This is a genomic window from Nocardia sp. GCM10030253, from assembly GCF_042675075.1.
Lineage (GTDB): Bacteria > Actinomycetota > Actinomycetes > Mycobacteriales > Mycobacteriaceae > Nocardia.
Genome location: NZ_JBHTDL010000005.1, coordinates 617,468 through 638,587, shown reverse-complemented (window position 1 = coordinate 638,587; position 21,120 = coordinate 617,468). Strand labels below are relative to the sequence as shown.

At 65.7% G+C, this 21,120-nt stretch carries 19 protein-coding genes and 1 tRNA gene; 13 read left to right on the top strand and 7 right to left on the bottom strand.

What is annotated here, in order from left to right:
* Positions 1 to 239 precede the first annotated feature (239 nt).
* A complete protein-coding gene (locus ACFQZZ_RS11335; RefSeq protein WP_378677815.1) occupies positions 240 to 671 on the bottom strand; it encodes a very short patch repair endonuclease in 432 nt (143 codons plus the stop codon).
* On the bottom strand, positions 668 to 1,801 hold the full coding sequence (locus tag ACFQZZ_RS11330; protein WP_378678412.1) for a DNA cytosine methyltransferase: 1,134 nt from the start codon (positions 1,799 to 1,801) through the stop codon (positions 668 to 670). The genes ACFQZZ_RS11335 and ACFQZZ_RS11330 overlap by 4 nt, the downstream gene beginning before the upstream one ends.
* 286 nt (positions 1,802 to 2,087) lie before the next feature.
* Here ACFQZZ_RS11330 and ACFQZZ_RS11325 point away from each other — a divergent pair, with 286 nt between their 5' ends.
* The 5 genes from ACFQZZ_RS11325 (at position 2,088) to ACFQZZ_RS11305 (ending at position 10,223) form a co-directional block, all read left to right on the top strand.
* Complete coding sequence (locus ACFQZZ_RS11325; protein ID WP_378677812.1) at positions 2,088 to 3,338, top strand: KasA/KasB family beta-ketoacyl-ACP synthase; 1,251 nt, start codon at positions 2,088 to 2,090, stop codon at positions 3,336 to 3,338.
* Between the two features lie 100 nt (positions 3,339 to 3,438).
* A complete protein-coding gene (gene fadD32 / locus ACFQZZ_RS11320) occupies positions 3,439 to 5,352 on the top strand; it encodes a long-chain-fatty-acid--AMP ligase FadD32 (protein ID WP_378677809.1) in 1,914 nt (637 codons plus the stop codon).
* A 321-nt stretch (positions 5,353 to 5,673) separates the two neighbouring features.
* Complete coding sequence (locus ACFQZZ_RS11315; protein WP_378677806.1) at positions 5,674 to 7,539, top strand: ABC transporter ATP-binding protein; 1,866 nt, start codon at positions 5,674 to 5,676, stop codon at positions 7,537 to 7,539.
* On the top strand, positions 7,536 to 9,584 hold the full coding sequence (locus ACFQZZ_RS11310; RefSeq protein ID WP_378677803.1) for an ABC transporter ATP-binding protein: 2,049 nt from the start codon (positions 7,536 to 7,538) through the stop codon (positions 9,582 to 9,584). Before ACFQZZ_RS11315 ends, ACFQZZ_RS11310 begins: the two co-directional genes overlap by 4 nt.
* Before the next feature lie 36 nt (positions 9,585 to 9,620).
* Positions 9,621 to 10,223, top strand: coding sequence for a putative glycolipid-binding domain-containing protein (locus ACFQZZ_RS11305; RefSeq protein WP_378677800.1), 603 nt, complete (start codon positions 9,621 to 9,623; stop codon positions 10,221 to 10,223).
* A 39-nt stretch (positions 10,224 to 10,262) separates the two neighbouring features.
* Here the strand turns inward: ACFQZZ_RS11305 and ACFQZZ_RS11300 are convergent, their stop codons facing one another.
* Complete coding sequence (locus tag ACFQZZ_RS11300) at positions 10,263 to 11,213, bottom strand: prephenate dehydrogenase (protein WP_378677797.1); 951 nt, start codon at positions 11,211 to 11,213, stop codon at positions 10,263 to 10,265.
* 58 nt (positions 11,214 to 11,271) lie between these two features.
* Here ACFQZZ_RS11300 and ACFQZZ_RS11295 point away from each other — a divergent pair, with 58 nt between their 5' ends.
* From ACFQZZ_RS11295 to ACFQZZ_RS11270, 6 genes are all read left to right on the top strand, one after another.
* On the top strand, positions 11,272 to 11,811 hold the full coding sequence (locus ACFQZZ_RS11295) for a tRNA adenosine deaminase-associated protein (protein ID WP_378677794.1): 540 nt from the start codon (positions 11,272 to 11,274) through the stop codon (positions 11,809 to 11,811).
* A 47-nt stretch (positions 11,812 to 11,858) separates the two neighbouring features.
* The gene (locus ACFQZZ_RS11290; protein WP_378678409.1) at positions 11,859 to 12,293 is read left to right on the top strand and encodes a nucleoside deaminase; all 435 of its coding nucleotides are present in this window, start codon (positions 11,859 to 11,861) and stop codon (positions 12,291 to 12,293) included.
* A gap of 131 nt (positions 12,294 to 12,424) precedes the next feature.
* A tRNA-Ser gene (locus ACFQZZ_RS11285) sits at positions 12,425 to 12,515 on the top strand.
* A 270-nt stretch (positions 12,516 to 12,785) separates the two neighbouring features.
* Complete coding sequence (locus ACFQZZ_RS11280) at positions 12,786 to 13,037, top strand: type II toxin-antitoxin system Phd/YefM family antitoxin (RefSeq protein ID WP_378677791.1); 252 nt, start codon at positions 12,786 to 12,788, stop codon at positions 13,035 to 13,037.
* On the top strand, positions 13,030 to 13,443 hold the full coding sequence (locus tag ACFQZZ_RS11275; RefSeq protein WP_378677788.1) for a type II toxin-antitoxin system VapC family toxin: 414 nt from the start codon (positions 13,030 to 13,032) through the stop codon (positions 13,441 to 13,443). Before ACFQZZ_RS11280 ends, ACFQZZ_RS11275 begins: the two co-directional genes overlap by 8 nt.
* Before the next feature lie 257 nt (positions 13,444 to 13,700).
* Positions 13,701 to 14,816 carry a helix-turn-helix domain-containing protein gene (locus ACFQZZ_RS11270; protein ID WP_378677785.1) on the top strand — a complete coding sequence of 372 codons (1,116 nt, stop codon included), beginning with the start codon at positions 13,701 to 13,703 and terminating at the stop codon, positions 14,814 to 14,816.
* Between the two features lie 58 nt (positions 14,817 to 14,874).
* On the opposite strand, the gene ACFQZZ_RS11265 is transcribed toward ACFQZZ_RS11270, so the two are convergent.
* Entirely contained in the window at positions 14,875 to 15,633 is a 759-nt protein-coding gene (locus ACFQZZ_RS11265) for an SDR family oxidoreductase (RefSeq protein WP_378677783.1), read from the bottom strand.
* A 111-nt stretch (positions 15,634 to 15,744) separates the two neighbouring features.
* Complete coding sequence (locus tag ACFQZZ_RS11260) at positions 15,745 to 16,056, bottom strand: DUF6191 domain-containing protein (protein WP_378677780.1); 312 nt, start codon at positions 16,054 to 16,056, stop codon at positions 15,745 to 15,747.
* Between the two features lie 143 nt (positions 16,057 to 16,199).
* Here ACFQZZ_RS11260 and ACFQZZ_RS11255 point away from each other — a divergent pair, with 143 nt between their 5' ends.
* Both ACFQZZ_RS11255 and ACFQZZ_RS11250 read left to right on the top strand, forming a co-directional pair.
* Positions 16,200 to 16,415, top strand: a complete 216-nt coding sequence (locus tag ACFQZZ_RS11255) for a hypothetical protein (protein WP_378677777.1) — start codon at positions 16,200 to 16,202, stop codon at positions 16,413 to 16,415.
* Between the two features lie 236 nt (positions 16,416 to 16,651).
* Positions 16,652 to 16,852 carry a hypothetical protein gene (locus ACFQZZ_RS11250; RefSeq protein ID WP_378677774.1) on the top strand — a complete coding sequence of 67 codons (201 nt, stop codon included), beginning with the start codon at positions 16,652 to 16,654 and terminating at the stop codon, positions 16,850 to 16,852.
* Positions 16,853 to 16,951: 99 nt separating this feature from the next.
* Here the strand turns inward: ACFQZZ_RS11250 and ACFQZZ_RS11245 are convergent, their stop codons facing one another.
* Positions 16,952 to 17,950 (bottom strand): DMT family transporter, encoded by a 999-nt coding sequence (locus ACFQZZ_RS11245; RefSeq protein WP_378677771.1) that lies wholly within the window; start codon positions 17,948 to 17,950, stop codon positions 16,952 to 16,954.
* Positions 17,951 to 18,743: 793 nt separating this feature from the next.
* The gene (locus ACFQZZ_RS11240) at positions 18,744 to 21,047 is read right to left on the bottom strand and encodes an MMPL family transporter (protein WP_378677768.1); all 2,304 of its coding nucleotides are present in this window, start codon (positions 21,045 to 21,047) and stop codon (positions 18,744 to 18,746) included.
* Positions 21,048 to 21,120: the final 73 nt, after the last annotated feature.

Below are 21,120 nucleotides of genomic sequence, written 5' to 3'. Positions count from 1 at the left end.
AACGTTCGGTTGGTGTGTCCCGAGCCGCCATGGCTCGCACACTCTTCCCAACCTGCGCACAGGATTCTGTCAGGTACATCGGACACTCTGAGGTGGCCACAGGATCAGGATCAAAGGAGTTCCCATGATTGCTTTAGCCACAGCCCTCAGCGGGTTCGCAGTGATGACCGCGATGGCGGTGTCCGGCTATGTGGCCGCCCATGCTCCACGCACGTTGGTTCGGGTGCGCAACCGTTAGTTCAGCGCATTGCCTCGAGTGCGGTCTGCACCCGATTCGCCGCCGTCGTGGCGTCTTCGTGTTCCCACACTCGAATGACCTGCCAGCCCGCCTCGGCCAGCGCCGAATCCGTTGCGCGGTCCCGTGCCACGTTGCCGAGCAGCTTCTGCGCCCACCATTCCGCATTGTTCTTGGGATCGGTGGCGTGCTGCGGGCAGCGATGCCAGAAGCAACCATCGACGTAGACCGCCACCCGCAGTCGGGGAAACACCAGATCGGCCCGGCGTCGCTGACCGGGTAGCGGCGCCCGATCGACGAAATATCGAAATCCCCTCCGATGCAATTCCCGGCGCAGCGCCAGCTCCGGCTTGGTTCCGCTGCGCCGCTGCCGCGCCATGCGCGCACTCGTCGTCGCATCGGTTGTCGGCCGCGGTGACCCAGTGCCCGAGCTCATGCCGCCCAGCCGCCCATCCGATCGAGATGGCTTTCCATATCGGCGAGAAAGCCGGGCGGAAACCGCAGTCTGCCCATACCGGTTCGGCGCAGGAATCCGGCGGTCGCGCGCGCGGAAAGCAGCCGGGAATCGGTAAGGAAGTTCCCGAGATCCTCATACGGCTCGTGCACCGGCCAGGTCGAGACCGGCACCCTATGGGCAACACCGCCGCGACCCCACGCGGCGGTCGGCCACGGCTGACCGGGTGCCAGCGGCTGATCGTCGGGAATCGCGCCGAGCGGTTCGGCAAGGCGCGATCCGACCCATTCCGCCATCCGGACATTCACCGCATTGCCCACCAGCTTCCAGCGATGCCCTGGCCGAATACCCGGCGCATCGGTCGCGGGCGCGGTCCAGTCGGAGTCGAAGCCCTGCAAGCGTTCTCCGTCGACGATGCCCGGCGTGACCACCTCCCCGGACGGCAGCCGCACCGCGGGCGGGCTTGCGATACCGAGGGCCGAGCCGCCCTTGATGGTGGGGATCGCGTTCACTGCCCAGCCGAGCCCGCGCACGCCTTCGGTCCAGTAGAAGCCGCACGGATCCCGCTCTGGATCGCCGAGGGTCCGCTCGCCCGCGTCGTCGCCGAACAGCACATGGCGTGGGTCTTCGGTGCGCGAGGCAAGCATCAGCACCCGCTGACGCCGCTGCGGCAGGCCGAACGCGCGGGCATCGACCACCCGGTAGGCCCAGGTGTAGCCGAGTTCCTCCAGCGCCTCGGTGATGTGCCGCATCGCCGCGCCACGACCGAGCTGCAGCATGAACGGCACGTTTTCGATCAGCAGCCAGCGTGGACCGCGCTGACGACGGACCAGCCGGAACACCTCGTCGACCAGACCGGACCGTTTTCCGGTGATGCCGGCGGTGCGCCCGGCCTGCGAAAGGTCCTGGCAGGGAAAGCCGGCCGCGACCAGCTCGGTACCGGCCGGAATGGAGCGCAGCTTGGTGATGTCGCCGTGCAGCGGCACATCGGGGAAGCGCGCGCCGAGCACAGCCTGGGCACCGGGCTCTATCTCGCAGAGCAGTTCGGTATCCCACCCGTGCGTGCCGAGTCCGAGCTCCAGCCCGCCGATACCGGCGAACAGCCCGACCATCCGCCCGCGCGTCACAGTCTTCCCTTTCCGCGATCCCACGACGGGTGCTGAGAGAGCAGATTACTCGAGTCGGGATCCTCGTGACGGGCGCGTGCCGCAGGCGCGTGTCCGGCGCCGAGATACGACCGCCCGCACGGATAATGCCAATCAGCTATCCGCCAGGTATCGTCATGGCCGTTCGACGGCAGGAGGCGAATCCGCTCCTGGCCACTGCTGACCTTCCGGCGCTCCAGCGTCGACGCGCAGTTCCCGGTTTATCCCAAGTGACGCCAGGAAAGTGAGCGATATGCAGATTCCGTCCACCAAAAACGGGGGCTACCCCAACGTTGTGGTCACCAGTCTCGCGGCGACCACATCGATCGCCGGTGATGTCGACTCCACCTGGAAAGGCCTGCTCAACGGCGAGAGCGGCATTGATGTCCTCGAGGACACCTTCATCGACGACTTCGGCCTCCCGGTCCGCATCGGCGGCCACCTGAAGGTCGCGCCGGGTGCGAGCCTGACCAGGTCCGAGACACGGCACATGTCCTATGTGGAGCAGATGGCCATCTGTCTCGGCCGCGAGGTCTGGCGCAACGCGGGCAACCCGGAGGTCGACAAGGACCGCCTCGGCGTCGCGATCGGCACCGGACTCGGCGGTGCCGAGGCCATCGTCGATGCGCGCGACAAGATGGAAAACGGTGGCTACCGCAAGGTTTCACCGCTGACGGTGCAGGCGATCATGCCGAACGGAGCAGCGGCCTGCCTCGGCTTGGAGCTCGGGGCCCGCGCCGGTGTGGTGACCCCGGTATCGGCCTGCTCGTCGGGATCGGAGGCGATCGCCAATGCGTGGCGGATGATCGTCATGGGCGATGCCGACATGGTCGTCACCGGCGGCGTCGAGGGTTCCATCCAGGCGCTGCCGATCGCGGCGTTCACCATGATGCGCGCGATGAGCACCCGCAACGACGACCCGAAGTGCGCGTCGCGGCCGTTCGATATCGACCGCGACGGCTTCGTTTTCGGCGAGGCCGGGGCGATGATGATCGTCGAGACCGAGGAGCATGCCAAGGCTCGTGGCGCGACCATCCACGCGCGGCTGATGGGGGCGGGCATCACCTCCGACGGCTTCCATCTGGTGGCTCCCGACCCCGAGGGTTCCGGTGCCGCGCGTGCGATCACCAGGGCACTGCAGTACGCCGGGTTGACCAAGAACGATGTCGACCACATCAACGCCCACGCGACCGCGACCCCGATCGGCGACACCGCCGAGGCGCGCGCCATCAGCAAGGCCATCGGTAACCACGCCTCGGTGTACGCGCCGAAATCGGCACTCGGACATTCGATCGGTGCTGTCGGCGCTCTGGAGTCGGTGATCACCGTGCTGTCGGTGCGTGACGGCATCGTCCCGCCGACGCTGAATCTCGAGAATCAGGACCCGGAAGTCGACCTCGACATCGTCAAGGGTCAGGCGCGGGCGGGGCGTATCGACTACGCCGTGAACAACTCTTTCGGGTTCGGTGGGCACAACGTCGCGCTCACTTTCGGCCGGTACTGAGTGATCAGGGGACGCCGGACCTGCTAATCTTCCCGGCGCTCCGGTGTCTGTCTGTGTTCAGTGTCATGGCTTAGTGCGTGCGTTGGAAAAGGATAAGGCGATGATCGGCGAAACCTTCGACGACTATTTGGACGAGCACGGCAATATCAAGATCCTGGGTGACCAGACCCTGATCGACTTCGTCGACAAGCACAGCGCGGAGAACGGTGACGGACTCGCGTACCGCTATATCGACTACTCGCGGGAACGCGATGGCGAGTACCTGGAACTGACCTGGCGTGAGTTCGGCGTTCGACTGCGGGCGGTGGCGGCCCGGCTGCAGCAGGTATCGCAGCCGGGGGACCGGGTGGCGATCCTCGCCCCGCAGGGGCTCGACTACGTCGTGTCGATCTTCGCCGCTGTCTACGCGGGCAATATCGCGGTGCCGCTGTTCGATCCAGAGGAGCAGGGCCACACCGACCGCCTACACGCGGTGCTCGGTGACTGCACGCCAGCGGCGATTCTCACGGTCGGGTCCGCAGCGGCGGGTGTGCGGAACTTCTTCCGGCATCTGCCTGCGGCGCGGCGGCCACGCATCATCGCCGTCGACTCGATTCCCGACAGCGTCGGCGCCACCTGGGTGCGTCCGGAGATCAATATCGACAGCGTCGCCTACCTGCAGTACACCTCCGGGTCGACCAGGACGCCTGCCGGCGTGGCGATCACCCATCGGGCGGTCGGCACGAATCTGCTGCAGATGATCGATGCCATCGGCGTCACCGAGAACTCGCGCGGCGTCACCTGGTTGCCGCTGTTCCACGACATGGGCCTGCTATGCGTGATCCTGCCGACCATCGGCGGCGGGTTCATCACGATCATGTCGCCGAGCGCGTTCGTGCGTCGGCCCTACCGCTGGATCAAGGAGCTGGCCGCCGCTTCCGACGGCGCCGGAACCTTCGCCGCCGCACCGAATTTCGCGTTCGAGCATGCCGCTGCCCGCGGCAAGCCGAAGGCAGGCGAGTCGCTGGATCTTTCGAATGTGATCGGGCTGATCAATGGCAGTGAGCCGGTTTCGGTGTCGTCGATGCAGAAGTTCAACGATGCCTTCGCGCCCTACGGTCTGCCGAAGACCACCATCAAACCGTGCTACGGCATGGCGGAGGCGACGCTGTTCGTGTCGGCGACCAAGCACGAGGACGGGGCCAAGGTCGTCTATGTGGATCGCAACGAGCTCAATAACGGACGAATGGTCGAGGTCGAGGCGGGCACGGACAACGCGATCGCCCAGGTGTCCTGCGGCTATGTCGCGTTGTCGCAGTGGGCGGTGATCGTCGATCCGGAGACCGGCGTCGAGCGGCCCGATGGCGCGGTCGGCGAGATCTGGCTGCACGGCGAGAATATGGGCATCGGCTATTGGGGCCGCCCGGAAGAATCCGCCGAGACCTTCCACAACAAACTAGCCGAGCGACTGCCGGAAGGCAGTCACGCGCAGGGCACCGTGTCCGACGCGAAGTGGATGCGCACCGGCGATTTCGGCGCCTACTTCGATGGCGAGCTGTTCATCACCGGCCGGGTCAAGGACCTGGTGATTGTCGACGGACGTAACCACTACCCGCAGGATCTGGAGTTCTCGGCACAGGAATCAAGCACTGCGCTACGTCCGGGGTTTGTCGCGGCCTTCTCGGTCCCGGCAAACCAGTTGCCCGCGTTGGTGTTCGAGGCGGGCAGCCGCTCCGGGCTGAGGTTCGACGCCGACGACACCTCTGAGCAGTTGGTCATCGTCGCCGAGCGCGGGTCCGGCGCGGGCAAGCTCGACCCGCAACCGGTCGCGGACACCGTGCGCACGGCCATTGCGCAGCGGCATGGTGTCACCGTTCGCGATTTGCTGCTGGTGCCCGCGGGCTCGATCCCGCGCACCTCGAGCGGCAAGATCGCCCGCCGCGCCTGCCGCGCCGCCTATCTCGAGGGCACGCTGCGCGGCGGATATCAGCAGCAGGCCTTCCCGGACGCGCCGATCGATCAGGCGGTCGTCTGAGAAACGGCTGTTAGCAGCCGGTTTCGTCGGTGTAGTCGAATTCGCGGACCTCGGCGCCAGGACTTTGGGCGCCGAGGTCCGCGCTTTGCTGCTTGACCTCGAGATTACTCGAGGTTGTTTGCTATGGGCATGAATCCGGTTCCGACCTGCCTGCCGAGCGTGATTTCCCTTGTGGATACCGGTTCGCCGGTATCGGACCAGCCGGAAAATCGGTTGGCCGTAGCGGGCGTCGATGCGACGCTGGATTGTCGGACCCCGATGCGAACATCATCGGGAGGTCCGTTCGCGACACCGCCAATCCACGGACCACGAGGGGGAGCCTTGTCAGTCACGCTCGAACGGCCGTCGGCCGAATCGGAGGTCGATAGACCGGAGCGGCCCGCTGCCACCGCACCGGGCCGCCTGCATTCGCTGCGTCGTTTTCTGCCCTACCTGCGGCCGTATCGTGTCGCGCTGATCGGGGCGACGGCGCTGGCCGTGGTCGCCACGCTGACCGCGATCGTGATCCCGCTGTTGATCGCGCGCATCATCGACGGCCCGATCGCGCACCGCGATACGGCGGGCCTGGTGCTGCCGGTGCTCGCGGTGCTGACACTCGGCCTGCTGGAGGCGCTCGGCGTGTGGGGACGCCGGTGGCTGGTTTCCAAGCCTGCGACACATTTCGAAATCACCATGCGCGCCAAGATCTTCCGCAAACTGCAGGCATTGGCGATCGGGCGCCACGATGCCTGGGAATCGGGACAGCTGCTCTCGCGCGCGATCGACGATCTGGCCACGCTGCGCCGGTTCGTCGCGTTCGCCGGCCCGTTCCTGATTCTGCACTTCGTCGTCATCCCGGTCGGTCTGCTCGTGCTGTGCGCGCTGAGCTGGCAGATCGGGCTGATCTTCGGGATCATCTCGATCCCGCTGGTGTACATCTGCACGCGGTTCGTGCGGCGCTACGAGGTGGCATCGCGGCGCTCGCAGGATCAGTCCGGCGATCTGGCGACAACGGCCGAGGAGTCGGCGCAGGGCGTCCGGGTGCTGAAGGCTTTCGGTCGCGGCGTGTTCTTCGGTGGCCGCTTCACCGCGCAGTCGCGCGAACTCCAGCAGACCGAAATGCTCAAGGTCCGACTCGACGCGACGTTGTGGTCGGCCATGATGAGCCTGCCGCAGCTGGCGATCGCGTTCGCGCTCGGTTACGGCGGCTACGCCGTCGCGCACAGCACGATGACACTCGGCACCCTGGTCGCGGCCATCACGCTGTCGACCTTCCTGCAGTGGCCGATCATCTGGACCGGATTCCTGCTGGCCGACCTCAACGATTCACGCACCGCGGCGGACCGGTACTGGGAGATCATCGACACTCCGATCGACATCACCGATCCCGCCGACCCGGTGGAGCTGCCCGCGCATATCGCGGGCGGATTGACCTTGGACGGTGTGCGGTTCTCCTTCCCGGACGCGAAAGGGGAGGTGCTGCGGGATGTTTCGCTCACGGTGCGTCCGGGTGAGACGGTGGCCCTCGTCGGCGCGACTGGCAGTGGAAAAACCGCACTGCTCAACCTGATTCCCCGGCTCTACGACGTCACCGGCGGTGTCATCACCATCGACGGCATCGACATCGCCTCGATGCGGGTGTCGGATCTGCGATCACTGGTCTCGGTGGCGTTCGAGGATCCGGTGCTGTTCTCGGCGAGTGTGCGGGAGAACGTCGCACTCGGCGACCCGGAGGCCACCGATGTGGATGTGCGTCGCGCGCTCGACATCGCCCAGGCCGCCGAGTTCGTCGATGACCTGCCCTGGGGACTGGACACCAGGATCGGTGAGCAGGGGCTCAGCCTGTCCGGCGGCCAGCGCCAGCGGCTCGCGCTGGCTCGCGCTGTGCTCGGCGCCGCTGGCGACTGCTCGCAGGTCGCTCGAAAAGGTACCGCTGGCGACTGCTCGCAGGTCGACCGGACCCGAATCATGGTGCTCGACGACCCACTGTCCGCGCTGGATGTGGAAACCGAAGAGCGCGTGCAGGAACGGCTGCGCACGGTACTTGCGGGCGCCACCACGCTGCTCGTCGCGCACCGGCCGTCCACGGCGGCGCTGGCCGACCGGGTCGCGGTGCTCGCCGACGGCCGGATCGTCGCCGAAGGCTCCCACGATCAATTACTGAAGACCAACAGCCGCTATCGCGAGCTGATGGGAGGTGAATCATGACAACGGAATTGGAATCGGCCACCCGGGAAGAGGCCGATCCGGCTACCCGGGATTCGGTCGCCGACTGGCGCGGTATTGCCAGTGAGGACAAAGAGGTCACGCAGACCGGAAACCTGGTGTTGGCCGGTCGATCGCGGCGACTGTTACTCGACCTGGTCCGGCCGTATCGCAAGCTCGCGGTGCTCGCCATGGTGCTGATCGTGGTGGACAACGCCGCCATGGTGTCGGCGCCGTTGTTCATCGCGCACGGCCTCGACACCGGCATCGCCGAGGGCGGCCGCGGCAACTGGATTCCGTTGACACTCACGGTCGCCGGATACCTCGGCACGGTCGGCCTCGGTGTGCTCACCACGTTCTTCTTCCTGCGGGTGTCGGGCAAGCTGAGTCAGAGTGTGCTGTTCGACCTGCGGGTCCGCTCGTTCGCGCACATGCAGCGGCTCAGCGTCGCTTTCCACGAGAAGTACACCTCCGGCAAGGTCGTCGCCCGGCTGACCGGTGATATCGAGACACTCCAGGAACTGCTGGAGAGCGCGCTGAATCAGGCGCTGAGCGCGATACTTTCGGTGCTCACCATCGCGGTCCTGCTGGTCTACCTCGATCAGACCCTCGCCGCGATCGTGCTCGTCGGTTTCGTCCCGCTGGTGCTGGTCACCCGTTGGGCCCAGCGCAGGCAGCGCGCGGGCTATCGACGCACGCGCGGCGCCATCGCCAAGGTCGTCGTTCAGTTCGTCGAGTCGATGGGCGGCATCCGTGCGGTGCAGACCTTCCGGCGCGAACAGCGCAACGAATCGGTGCTGGCCGTGGAGGATTCGGAGTTCCGGGAGGCGACCACCGCGGCCATGCGCGGCATGAGCGACTACGCCGGACTGACGCGTCTGCTCGGCAATCTGACCACCGTGATCGTCATCGTGGTCGGCGCATGGCGGGTGATCGAGGGTGACCTCGCGGTCGGCGTCCTCGCCGCGTACCTGCTGTACCTCAACGAGTTCTACGGTCCGCTCGACGAACTCGCGCAGGTTTTCAATTCCTATCAGTCCGCGGCGGCGGCGCTGGAGAAGATCTCCGGCGTGCTGGAGGAGGAACCGTCGGTGCCGGAACCGACGGACCCGACCTCGCTCGACAAAGCTGCGGGTGCGGTCCGGATGGACCAGGTGTGGTTCGGCTACGACTCCAGTGCGAACCGGCCCGAGGACACCGGCGGGAAGTCTCCGCAGCAGGTCGACGGCAGCGCAAGTCCTGCGCCGCTGCCCGACGGTGCAGAGCTCGTGCCTGCGGCAGCCATCGGTGTGACAACCGCAAAGATACTGCAGCGCAACGGTATCGAGTCCGTCGAGGAGTCGAGAACCGAGGGTCGATCGCGCACGGTGCTGCCGGAGTTCACCTTGGATATCCCGGCGGGACAGGTGATCGCCTTGGTCGGCGCGACGGGCGCGGGCAAGTCGACGCTGGCGAAGTTGCTGACGCGGTTCTACGACCCGTCCGGTGGCACGGTGACCCTGGATGGCATCGACTTGCGTGAGCTGACCGATGCCGACCTGCGGCGCAACGTGGTGATGGTGACGCAGGAGTCGTACCTGTTCTCCGGGTCGGTGGCCGACAACATTCGGCTCGGCAGGCCGGACGCCACTGACGAGGAGGTGTACGCGGCGGCCCGCGCGATCGGGCTGTACGACTTCGTTCAGGCGTTGCCCGATGGCTTCGACACCGACGTGCGCAAACGCGGCGGCAGGCTCTCGGCGGGCCAGCGGCAACTGGTGTCGTTCGCCCGGGTGTTCCTCGCGGACCCGGCGGTGATCGTGCTGGACGAGGCCACCTCGAGCCTGGACATCCCGAGCGAGCGGCTGGTGCAGCACGCGCTGGAAACGGTGCTGCGCGACCGCACCGCTGTGATCATCGCGCACCGGCTGTCCACCGTCGCCATCGCCGACCGGGTGCTGGTGCTGGAATCCGGCCGGATCGTCGAGGACGGCACTCCGAACGCGCTGATCGCGGGCACCGGACGGTTCGCAGGCTTGCATGCGGCATGGCGCGAGTCACTGGTGTGATGTGGGGGCAGCGGCTGCGTCCCTTACGGTAGATACGTGACGAACCCAGCCTCTGGCCCTGACAGCCAACCGACATCACGGTGGCCGGCGATTCTCACCTGGCGCGCGCACAACGCGGTGCGGATGGAGTCGGTGCGCGTGACGCTCAACGGCAACCGCATCCGCGCCGCGGGTCGGATGATCGGTGGCGCCTGCGACGACCATCCCCCGTTCAGCGCCTCCTACGACCTGGTCACCGACGAGAACGGCGCCACCAAGCGGCTTTCGCTGCGCAGCACCACCGCGGCGGGGGAGCGGCACGCGTCCATCGCACGGGACGAAGAGAACTACTGGCTGGTGGATGCGGGCGGCAGCCATGTGCGCTCCACCTTCGCGGGCGCCCTGGATGTCGATGTGGTGCTGAGCCCGTTCTTCAACACCCTGCCGATCCGTCGCTTCGGTCTGCAGCACGCGGTCGGCGACGTCCAGGTCCCAGTCGTCTACGTGCGGCTCCCCGACCTGCTCGTCCAAGAAGCCAGCCTCACCTACAGCGGCGGAGCCGACGGGATCAGCGTCCTGTCCCCGGTCTCCAGCGCCACCGTCACGGTCGACGCCGACGGCTTCCTTCTCGACTATCCGGGCCTGGCCGAGCGCATCTGACGGACCTGCCAGGTGTCGGGCGACCCGAACACCGGGACATCAGTCCAGGCTCGTGACGACGCCGCCGCGTCGGCCCGCTTCGCGCAGTTGCTCGAGCCAGTCGTGGTCGCCCGGGCGGATATCGGTGATTTCCCAGCGCTGCGCCATGTCGTAGCGCTGCCTGGCCGCAAACCCGGCGTCGACGAGATCGGCAAGCGATCCCGCATCGCGCAGGCTGTCGCGGGCCGCGGCCAGCACGGTGAGCGTGTCGTTCAGCGCGTCAAGCAGCGCCTCGGAATTCGGTTCGCAGATCGCGCGCACCAAAGCGGGCGCGGTCGCGGCCACCCTGGTGCCATCACGGAATGATCCGGCGGCAAGCCCGAGCGCCAGGTCCCCGCCGCCCGCACCCGCGATCGCGAGCGCCTCGGCCAGCACGTGCGGCAGATGCGAGATCCTGGCGACGGCGCGGTCGTGCTCGTCCGCGACAACCGGCACGACCACCGAGCCGCAGGCCAGCGCCAGCCGCGCCACCTGCGTCCATGGTTCAGGGTGCGTACCCTCATCCACTCCGACCGCCCACGCGGCACCCCGGAACAGGCCAGGGTCCGTGGCGGCCCAGCCGGATTCGGAGGTCCCCGCCATCGGATGGCCGCCGACGTAGCGTGTGGACAGCCCATGCTTGTGCACTGCCGCGGCGACCGGCGCTTTCACGCTCACCACATCGGTCAGCGCGCACCTGGGCGCGAAGGTGGATACCTGCGCCAGAATGTGGTCGACCGCGGGCATCGGCACCGCGACGACAATCAGTGCGTCGGTGTCCGCGGCGCGAGTCAACACGCCGAGCAGGTCGCTGGTGACGTCGAATCCGTCGACGCGTGCGGCCAGCGCACCCGGCTCCGACCGGTTGTATCCCCAGGCGTCATAGCCCGCGCCGACAGCAGCGCGCAGCAGGGAACCACCGATCAAGCCCGCCCCGAGGACACACACGGGTGCTTTCTGGTCACGCGTCACCGGAACAGATTCGCATACGACTTCAACATTTCGGCTCGAGCCGACTACCGTTGCGGCCATGGCAGCACAGCGCTCGGGCACGAACAGGGCGGCGTCGGACGACTACGACGACGTGGAAGGGTTCGCAGTGGCCGTTGTCCGCGAAGAAGGACAATGGCGGTGTAGTCCGCTGAGTTCGGCTGCACTCACCGATCTGTCCGCGGCGGAAAACGAGCTCAAGGCATTGCGCAGCTCCGGCGCGGTGTTCGGACTGCTCGACATCGATGACGAGTTCTTCATCGTGCTCCGGCCCGCGCCGAGCGGAACCCGGATGCTGGTCTCCGATGCCACGGCCGCGATCGACTATGACATCGCCGCCGATGTGCTCGAGGCCCTCAATGTCGAAATCCCCGATATCGACCCCGACGAGCTCGACGACATCGAGCCGTGGGAAGAAGGCGACCTCGCCGTACTCGCCGATCTCGGCCTGCCCGAGCCGGTGCTCAGCGTGATCCTCGCCGAGACCGACCTGTACCCGGACGAACAGCTCGGCATGATCGCCCAGCGCCTCGGCTTCGCCAACGAACTGTCGGCGGTGCTGGACAAGCTGCCGCGCTGACCTCGGTTGACGTGGGCTTGCTGAGAGACGGAACCTCCGACTCCGACATGGTGCGCGCCGCGATCGCCGCCGCAGGCGACGCAGGTGTCCGCGACGTGCCGGTAGGCGCCGTCGTGTTCGATTCCGCAGGCCGAGAACTCGCGCGCGCGGCCAACGCCAGGGAAGCCCTCGGCGACCCGACCGCCCACGCGGAAATCCTCGCGCTACGCCGCGCCGCCGAGGTGCACGGCGATGGGTGGCGACTCGAGGGTATGACCCTCGCCGTCACCCTGGAACCGTGCACCATGTGCGCGGGCGCCCTAGTGCTGGCCCGCGTCGCCCGCGTCGTATTCGGTGCCTGGGAGCCCAAGACCGGCGCCGTCGGCTCGCTCTGGGATGTAGTGCGTGACCGTCGCCTCAATCACCGGCCCGAGGTGCGCGGCGGCGTGCTCGAGCAGGAATGCGCGGCACTACTCGACGACTTCTTCCGAAAGCAACGTTGATCTGCCCGTCTCCTGATCTCTGCCACGCGGGCTGAGCTGAAGCGTGCGCGGCAGACCCGCCGAACCTGCGCATATTTCCCGCCTCTACAGGCGATTTATCGATCCGGCGGGCGTCCGGTATGGTTGTCGGCGGTGGCGTGTCCGAGCGGCCTAAGGAGCACGCCTCGAAAGCGTGTGAGGGGTAACCCCCCTCCGAGGGTTCAAATCCCTCCGCCACCGCCAAAGCCCTTCACCTGTTCGCGCAGGTGAGGGGCTATTTTATTCTCCGCAGTAGGCGGGATTCGGACTGGCTGTGTTGACCGGTCAACACATGCCGACGATGAAATCGGACAGTTGCCGGACCGAGTCCTTGGGTGGGGTCCGCGTTGGATTCCTCGCATTGTCGCAGCTGTGGGACTGGCCCTCCCGACCTGGAGTGCGTGCCGCAACCCTGCTCTCATAGCAGCATGTAGCACTCTGTACACCACGTAGCAGTTTAGGTAGCCTGGGATTATGAAAACGATCCAGCAACGCGACCTCCGCAACGACAGCGGCAAAGTCCTCGCCGCAGTCGAAGCCGGTGAGAGCTTCACCATCACCCGCAATGGCAAACCTGTTGCCGAACTCAAGCCCCTGACACGGCGAACCTTCGTGCCCATCGCCGAACTCGCCCACACCAGTGCCCACCTACCGCGCATCGACTACAACGAATGGCGTGCCGACATGGATGCGACGATCGACCAGGAGATCCCTGATCGTGAGTGAACCCACCATCCCCCGGCAGGTGCTGCTCGACACATCGGTCCTCATCGATTACCTCGAGGTGCGAACATCGCTGCCCGATGAAGCGGAAGCCGCCATCAGTGCGATAAGTCTTGCCGAACTCGCCGCCGGACTGCACTCCACCAAAGACCCGATGAAACAAGCCCAACGCCAGCTCCAGTTCCAGTGGGTCGCGAGATCGTTCAACCCACTCGCGTTCGACGCCGAGACGGCCAACGTGTACGGGTCGTTGGCTTTTCTCCTCGAACAGATCGGGCGTAAACCCCGAGGGCGAGTGGCCGACCTCCAGATAGCGGCTACAGCGGTCCAGTACAGCTTGCCGCTGTACACCCGCAACCCGGACGACTTCAAAGGGCTCGGACCGCTGCTGAACATCGTCGCGGTGTAGCAACATTCGTCCGCCTGGTTCCGACTCCCGATGATCCCGACGCCCTGAAAGCGGTCATCCGCGCACGCGGCACATACCGCTGAGGTTCGATGACCTGATCCGCGCCGTCGGCATCCCCGAAACATGCTGAACACGCCGATTTTGGCTGGTCACGCGGTTGGCTTGCGGTTACGGCAGGGTTCAAATCCCTCCGCCACAGCCAACGAGCTCGCTGCAGGAAAGCCAGCCTGCGGTATTCCTCCTGGAATGATCGACACATGAGCAGCGGCACCGGCGCCATCATCCGGGAACTTCGCTTGGCTAAAGGGTGGTCACAAGGCAGGCTCGCCGATGAACTGTGCAAACACTCCGGGGCCAACATCAGTCGCGAGTACATCTCCCGCCGTTGGGAATCCGGCGCGACCGAGCCGTCGCAGTTCTGGCTGGCACACCTGGCCGCTGTTCTGGACTGCCCGCCCGCGATGTTGGAGGCCGACGTGAACCGGCGTGAATTTCTTTCCCACCTCGCCGCTACATCCGTCGCGCCTGTCGTCGCATCCGAACTGTTGGCGCAAGGGTTTTCGGCCCGCCTGCACTCCACCGGGCCGGACGTCGAGGCCTGGGAGGGCCGACTCATCACCTACGGCACCGACTACATGAGCATGGGTGCTGCTGATATTCAGCGACGATTGGCTGCTGATCTCGTTGTCCTGCAACAACAATTGGACACCCCGCGAATGTGGGCGGTGGCTGCACGCCTGATGACCCTGTATGCGAAAACCTATCCAGGCTCCGATGGCAACAAGGCTGTGAACTGGTATCGGATGGCTGCCGAGGCTGCCGACCGATCAGAAGACGTCACTATGCGCGTATGGGTGCGTGGCCGGGCGGCGATCGCGCTCGGCTACGAAGGTGCGGCCCTGCCGATGGCGCACATGTTCGCCGATCAGGCTCGAGCGATCACCGGCGGACCGAGTCTCGGCAGGCTCAACGCCACCTGGGGCAAGGCGCACGCCGCAGCATTGGAAGGCGACGCCCGGACAGCACGGCAGCTGATCATGGATGGACGCAGAGCGTTCGACCGATCAGGGTCTGATGAACAGACTTCCGACTACGCGGTGCCGTGGTGGCGGGTCAATGTGTTTCTGAGCCTGCTCGCGGCGCGCCTCGGTGACGAACGGATAGCCGTCCAGGCTCAGGACGACGCTCGGGCCGAGCTCCCGCTCACGTTGCCCCGGTTCGCTACTCATCTCGAGATGCATCGCGGGCTGATGTTGGTGCGTGCTGGGGGCAAACCCGAAGGTGTGAAGCTGGCGCGCGTGGCCCTCGATGCGCTGCCACCTGAAAAGCATTCGCTGACGTTGCGGATGTTGATGGACGAGATCACACGCTGATCTGATGCGCCTGTGAGCCGGGTCCACACCTAGCGTGGACCTGGCTGATGGCTGGCGCCTACCGGGTGGGGTAGTGCTGGTCCAGCCATTCGGCGAAGGTCGGGCCGGCCAGGATTGCGTCGGGGCCGGGGAGCAGGGCGCCGCCGGACTGGAGTTCGTGGTTGGGGTCGTCGAGGTTGGTGACCTCTTTCACGCGGGACGGGGTGCCGCGGCGGGCGGCCACCTTTGATGCGGCGTCTGCGAGGTTGAGCTCTTCCGGTCCGGCGACTTCGATCACTGCGGTGGGGGTCGTTTCGGCGATGGCGAATTCTGCCAGTTTTTCGGCGACGGTGCGGGCGGCGACGAGTTGGGTGCGCGTTGCGGGGACGTAGGCGACGTCACCCTGGGTGGTCCACTCCAACATCATTTCGGTGAACTCGTGGAACTGTGCGGCTCGCAGGATTCGGACGGGCACTGGGCCTTCGGTCAGGGCGCGCTCCTGGGCCAGTTTTCCGGCGTAGTGGCCTGCGGTGAACGGGTCGATGCCGATGATCGAGACAAGGACGATGCGTGTGACACCGGCAACGGCCGCCGCTTGTTGCAAGTTTCGGGCGATGGTCCTGAAGAAGTCTGTCACCGCGTCGGTTTCCGTGGTCGTGGCGTTCACCGCGTCGATGACGATCTGCACACCGGTCAGTGCCTCGGCGAGGCCGTCGCCGGTGTAGACGTCGACGCCGGTGGAGCGGGTGATTGCGACTATCTCGTGGCCCTGGTTCTTCAGCACGTCGGCGACCTCGCGGCCGATTCGTCCACTTGCTCCGACTACTGCGATCTTCATCGTTTGCTCCCTTGTTCAGTCCTCTGACGAACAGACGAAGTGCGGCGTCGGAGTGTGACATCGGTGCGTTCGCCCGGGTACGAAGGCCGACGCGGCTGTGCGGAGTTCCGGCTACTCGGGCTTGGTGCTGGGCTGCGTGGGCGGCGGCTCGTGCGCGCGGAGGACAACGGTTCGGCTGTTCAGATCGACACCGAGCCGCGGGGGCTCGCTCTTGGCTTGTTCGTCGCGCAGCATCGCGATCGAGTCGCGGTGGTCGAGTTCCATGCGCTTGGTGCCGTAGAACAGCGCGGTGAACTCGTCGGTGAAGGTGCTCGACACGGGGTTGCGGCGTCTGCGGCGTTTCCTGGTCAGCGCCTCGTAGAGCGCGACGAGCATCAGCAGGATGATCCAGCCCGGAATGCTCCACTGCAGCAGCGCCTCCATGTCGGGTGCAACGACTCGAAATCCGGCGGAGTTCCCTGGGTGATTGTCGGATTCGCGGGTATACGCCCAGTAGGCAATTGCGGAAGGACGCGATGACAATGCGCCGCCGAATAGTCCGCGCGGGATCGATGCGCGGTAGATACATGAGCGAGAGTTATATGAGAATAGGAAGCCTGTTGGTACTGATCTGGTTGGTGATCGGCGTGATCGCGGCCGGTCAGCGCCACTACTTCGACAGCGGTCCGGTCAACTGTGCTGGCTTCAGCACCATTGCCGTCACCATAATCGCGGGTCCGCTCAACTACATGGGCGTGAATCCGAAGATCGCGGATTGTAATGTGCCGCAACCGAGTTCGTAACAAGTAGGACTGCTGGGCCAGCGGATCCCCGGTTCGGGGTGGTCTGCCGGTCCAGTTGCGTGACCAGCGCGGCGAAGGGCGCGGCGCGCAAACAATTGCGAACACGTGGGCGGGTCGCGTTCTTATGCGGATAATCGGCAGACGTGCGGGTATCCGCTCGATAGGAAGCGTGAGGACGGACGCGATCAGGATGCGTCGTCGAACGGCCTCGCACAGCGACGATGCGCGGGTGAAACATGAAACGGGGCACTGCTCTAGTCCTGATCTGGCTGGTCATCGGCATTATCGCGGCGGGCCAGCGCGACTATTTCGACAGCGGTCCGATCAACTGCGCCGGGTTCGGCTCGATTGCGCTGACCGTGATCGTCGGCCCGCTCAACTACATGGGTGTGAACCCGAAGGTCGCGGATTGTAATGTGCCGCAACCGAGTTCGTAGTCGCAGCATGGCGTTGTCCGCGGGATCGACGGACCCGCCCCGTTCCGGCGGGCAGGAGAATTCTTGCTCGCCGGAACGGGTGCGGTAGGCGGCGCCGATCTAGGCCGCGATGATCTCTCGCTGCGACTGCGACTGCGACTGCGACTGCGACTGCGACTGCGACTGCGACTGCGACTGCGACTGCGGCCGTGGTGTTTTCGGTTCACCGGTGAGACGAGCGGCTCCGGCTGCCGCCGCAATGACCAGGCCGACTCCGATCCACTGAGTGAGATGCAGCCCCTCACTGAGTAGCAGCAGCCCTACCCCGGCCGCGACGGCCGGCTCCAAGCTCATCAGCACGCCGAATGTCGAGGCAGTGATTCGGCGTAGCGCTTGGAGTTCGATTGCGTGCGGTACGAGAGACGACAGCACGGCGATACCGACGATGCCGAGCAGCACCATCGGGTCGAGCAGCGCCGAGCTCGCGTCTGCCGCGACGAGAGGTAGCGCGAGAATTCCGCCGAACCCCAAGGCCAATGCCAGTCCGTCATGGCCGGAGGTACGCTCTCCGACCACCTTGCTGAACACGATGTAGCTGCCCCAACCCGCAGCCGCGAGTAGCGCGAACAGCACACCGGTAAAGGACACGGCCCCACCGGTTTTCATGAGTAGCAGCACGCCGCCGCCGGCTAGTAGCGCCCATACCAGGTCGCGGCCGCGACGCGACGAGGCAACCGCGACGGCGAGCGGACCGAGGAAGTCGATAGTGACCGCGATGCCGAGCGGAATGCGTTCGATGGCCGCATAGAAACTCCAATTCATCACGGCCACAGACACTCCGAGCCCGGCAATGCCCGGTAGTGCCTGACGATCGATGCGCAGCGAAGGCCGCCACAGCGCCATCGCGATTGCAGCAGCGACCAGTAGTCGCAGGGCTGCGGTCGGGCCCGAGCCGAGCAGTTCGAACAGGTGCTTGGCAATGATCGCGCCGAATTGGATACTGAGCATTGCGGCGAGGATGAGGGCGGGCGTGGGCACGCTGCCGAACGCCGACCTGCCAGTGTGTGAGTGTGGTGACAATGCGGCCGGTGGGATTTCTTTGACCGGGGCGATAACCACGGGTGACTCCATTCTGCGGACACGCGCCTACTCACCGGTGTGTGCCGGTGGTGCGCGGTTGGTAATCGGTTGTGCGGGAGGGAGAATGGACATGTCCGTGGGAATGAGCGCGCGCTGACAGCGCACGTGATCACCCAGGTTGGTTCGCATTCGGTATCGTCACGAATGGGCTGGGGATGTCCGGGATTTCAGTCTGGAGGGTCCGTCATGCGACGGACGTCGAGGTGGTGTGGGACGGTGGCCGACCTGTGCCGGTTTCGGCGCGGATACCGGCTGAACGGATCGGGTTCGCAATCGGCGACGGTGCCTTCACGAGCGGGAAAGATAAGCGCTCTAAGTGACCGGCAAGAGACTGGTCGGTTGCTCAAAGGCGGTGTGCATGTGACGGACTGTATCGCAGATTGTGTTGCCTCGCGCGCGGAGTGATCGGCGTAAACGGGGGTACTCGCGAGGAGTACGCGAGTGCGGAAAGAGGCGATGACAATGCGCGAGCGAACGATCAACGCACGACCGGTACACCAAAGGGGTACGCGGCTGCTCAGTACGCTACTGCTGGTCTGGTTGGCTGTCGGCTTGATCGCCGCCGGTCAGCGCCACTATTTCGACAGTGGCCCACTCAATTGCGCTGGCTGGGGCACTGTTGCCGTCACCGCCCTCGCAGGCCCACTCAACTACATGGGTTTGAACCCAACCGTCTCGACCTGCCAGCTGCCGCAACCCAGCCAGTAGCGGTACCCGACGTGAGCGCGCCCCCACCCGCTCGGATGGGGGCGCGGGAGTCTCGTCGTACCGGTTAGCCGGAGGCGGCTGGTTCCTTCAGGGACTCAGGCCGCGGCTGCCCGCGCAGCGCATGCAGCTTCGCGCCCTCCACATCGATATCCGGCACGATCTTGTCCAGCCACCGCGGCATCCGCCAGGCCCATTCGCCCATCAGGACGAGCAGCGACGGGATCAGGACCATCCGGACGATGAACGCGTCGAACAGTACGCCCGCCGCCAGCGCGAAACCCATCGACTTCGCGGTGGCGTCGGATTCCAACAGGAAGGATCCGAACACCGAGATCATGATGATCGCGGCGGAAGTTACCACTCGCCCGCCGTGGTGGTAGCCGCGGATCATCGCGTCCGTCGGTGACTTGCCGTGCACATATTCCTCGCGCATACGGCTCACCAAGAACACCTGGTAGTCCATGGCAAGGCCGAACACAAGGCCGATCATCATGATCGGCAGGAAGCTGACGATCGGGTGCGGATCGTCGATGAGTCCGAACATGCCCTCCTGGAAGATCAAGACCGTGGCGCCGAAGGTGGCCGCCATGGAAAGCAGGAAGCCGAGCGCGGCGGTGAGCGGTACGAGGACCGAACGGAACACCGAGATCAGCAGTAGGAATGCCGCGCCCGCGACGATAGCGAGGTACGGCACGATCTTGCTCAACAGCACATGGTCGACGTCGGCGTAGATCGCGGTCGTGCCGGTGATTCCGTACTCCATGCCGTATTCGGACTTCAACTGCGGCTCGGCATCGCGTGCGTCCCGAACCAGGTCCTTGGTGGCCTGGTTGTTCGGACCCGACTTGGGGACACCGTCCAGCAGCGCCCCCGCCTTGTCCTCGCCGCTCCACTGCGGCTCGGTCACGTAGTCCATGCCGGAGTAGGACGCGAGTTTGTCCCGCAATGCCGCGACCGCGGCCTCGCGGCGATCGGCAGGCACATTGCTGAGGTCCGCGACGACCTTCAGCACGCCGTTGCTGCCCTCACCGAAGCCCTCGGTGCGCAGCTCGTAGGCCTTTCGGACGGTGGAGCTCTTCGGCATGCTGTCTTCGCCGGGCAGGCCGAGGTTCAGTCCTGCGGCGGGTGCGGCGAGCAGGCCGAGCACGATGATGCTGAGGATCAGCGTCACAACGGGCGCCTTGGCGATGGCCTGCGCGACGCGCATGCCGTTGCTGACCGAGGAGTCGTCCTCGGGGTCGTGCTTGGCGATGATCGGCAGCTTCGGCTTGAACAGGAAGCGACCGAAGGCGCCGAGCAGCGCCGGCATCAGGGTGATGGCGGTGAGTACCGCGAACGCCGCGGCGACCGCGCCACCCAAGCCCATAAAGGTGAGGAATCGGACGCCGACGATGCCGAGTCCGATCAGCGCGATGATGACCGTCAAGCCCGCGAACACCACCGCCGATCCGGCGGTGCCGAGCGCGGTACCCGTGGCTTCCTCCGGCGAATCCTGCACTGCCAGTTCGTGTTTGTACCTGGACACGATGAACAGCGCGTAGTCGATGGACAGCGCGATACCGATCATCGAGGCCAGGAAGGTGGTGAAGCTCGGAATCGACAGGAACGAGGTACCGAGGAGAATCAGCGAGGTGGCCGCGCTGAGGCCGACGATCGCGGTGATGATCGGCACGAAGGCGGCGACGATAGCGCCGAACGCGATGATCATCACCACCAGCGCGACGGCCATGCCGATCAGCTCCGACTTTCCGCTGGGCGCCTCCTGCTCCATCGCGATGGTGCCGCTCAGCTCGACGGTCAACCCGGCATCGCGCGCCGCATCGGCCACGTCGTAGGCGGCCCTGCGATCCTCGGCGGTGATATCGCTGAACTCTTTGATCGTGAACGGCACGCTGAAGAAGGCGACCGTATTCGGCTCGGTCCTATTGAGCACATTCAACGGTGCGCCACTGCATTTCGAGAGGTCGGGCGCTCCGGTGAGGCAGCCCATCTTCTCGGCGGCCGCGATCGGGTCCGTGATCGGCTTGCTGTGGTCGACTATGCCGAGTTGGTTCAGCTTCTCGATGAGCGCCTCGATCGCCTGATGATCGGCCGGATCGGTGAGCTGCCGGCCCTGCGGAGCGCCGATCACATAGGTGCCGGTGACCGCATCGAACTGGAAGGCCTGGGACATACCGGGGAAATGCTTGTCGAGGATTTCCGTAGCCCGCTCCGACGGCAGGTTCGGCATGCTGAAGTCGTCGCTCATCGGCTCCTTCAGCTGGGTGCCGAGTGCACCGAGGATCAGAAACAGGGCGATCCAGACGGGCAGGACTATCCATTTGCGGCGAAAGGCGAACTTTCCCCACCGGTACAGATACACGGACACAGGGTTCTCCTCGCGGTGATCGGGTTGTGCCGGTTCATTCGCGAACATCAACACCGACCGACTGCGCCGGTGG

Excerpts from the sequence above, each read along its gene's own strand:
- ACFQZZ_RS11270 (WP_378677785.1), top strand. The coding sequence starts at position 13,701 with ATGAGCAGCGGCACCGGCGCCATCATCCGGGAACTTCGCTTGGCTAAA.
- ACFQZZ_RS11265 (WP_378677783.1), bottom strand. The coding sequence starts at position 15,633 with ATGAAGATCGCAGTAGTCGGAGCAAGTGGACGAATCGGCCGCGAGGTC.
- ACFQZZ_RS11325 (WP_378677812.1), top strand. The coding sequence starts at position 2,088 with ATGCAGATTCCGTCCACCAAAAACGGGGGCTACCCCAACGTTGTGGTC.
- ACFQZZ_RS11330 (WP_378678412.1), bottom strand. The coding sequence starts at position 1,801 with ATGGTCGGGCTGTTCGCCGGTATCGGCGGGCTGGAGCTCGGACTCGGC.
- ACFQZZ_RS11310 (WP_378677803.1), top strand. The coding sequence starts at position 7,536 with ATGACAACGGAATTGGAATCGGCCACCCGGGAAGAGGCCGATCCGGCT.
- fadD32 (WP_378677809.1), top strand. The coding sequence starts at position 3,439 with ATGATCGGCGAAACCTTCGACGACTATTTGGACGAGCACGGCAATATC.
- ACFQZZ_RS11260 (WP_378677780.1), bottom strand. The coding sequence starts at position 16,056 with ATGGAGGCGCTGCTGCAGTGGAGCATTCCGGGCTGGATCATCCTGCTG.
- ACFQZZ_RS11250 (WP_378677774.1), top strand. The coding sequence starts at position 16,652 with ATGAAACGGGGCACTGCTCTAGTCCTGATCTGGCTGGTCATCGGCATT.
- ACFQZZ_RS11290 (WP_378678409.1), top strand. The coding sequence starts at position 11,859 with ATGGTGCGCGCCGCGATCGCCGCCGCAGGCGACGCAGGTGTCCGCGAC.
- ACFQZZ_RS11295 (WP_378677794.1), top strand. The coding sequence starts at position 11,272 with ATGGCAGCACAGCGCTCGGGCACGAACAGGGCGGCGTCGGACGACTAC.
- ACFQZZ_RS11255 (WP_378677777.1), top strand. The coding sequence starts at position 16,200 with ATGAGCGAGAGTTATATGAGAATAGGAAGCCTGTTGGTACTGATCTGG.
- ACFQZZ_RS11335 (WP_378677815.1), bottom strand. The coding sequence starts at position 671 with ATGAGCTCGGGCACTGGGTCACCGCGGCCGACAACCGATGCGACGACG.
- ACFQZZ_RS11280 (WP_378677791.1), top strand. The coding sequence starts at position 12,786 with ATGAAAACGATCCAGCAACGCGACCTCCGCAACGACAGCGGCAAAGTC.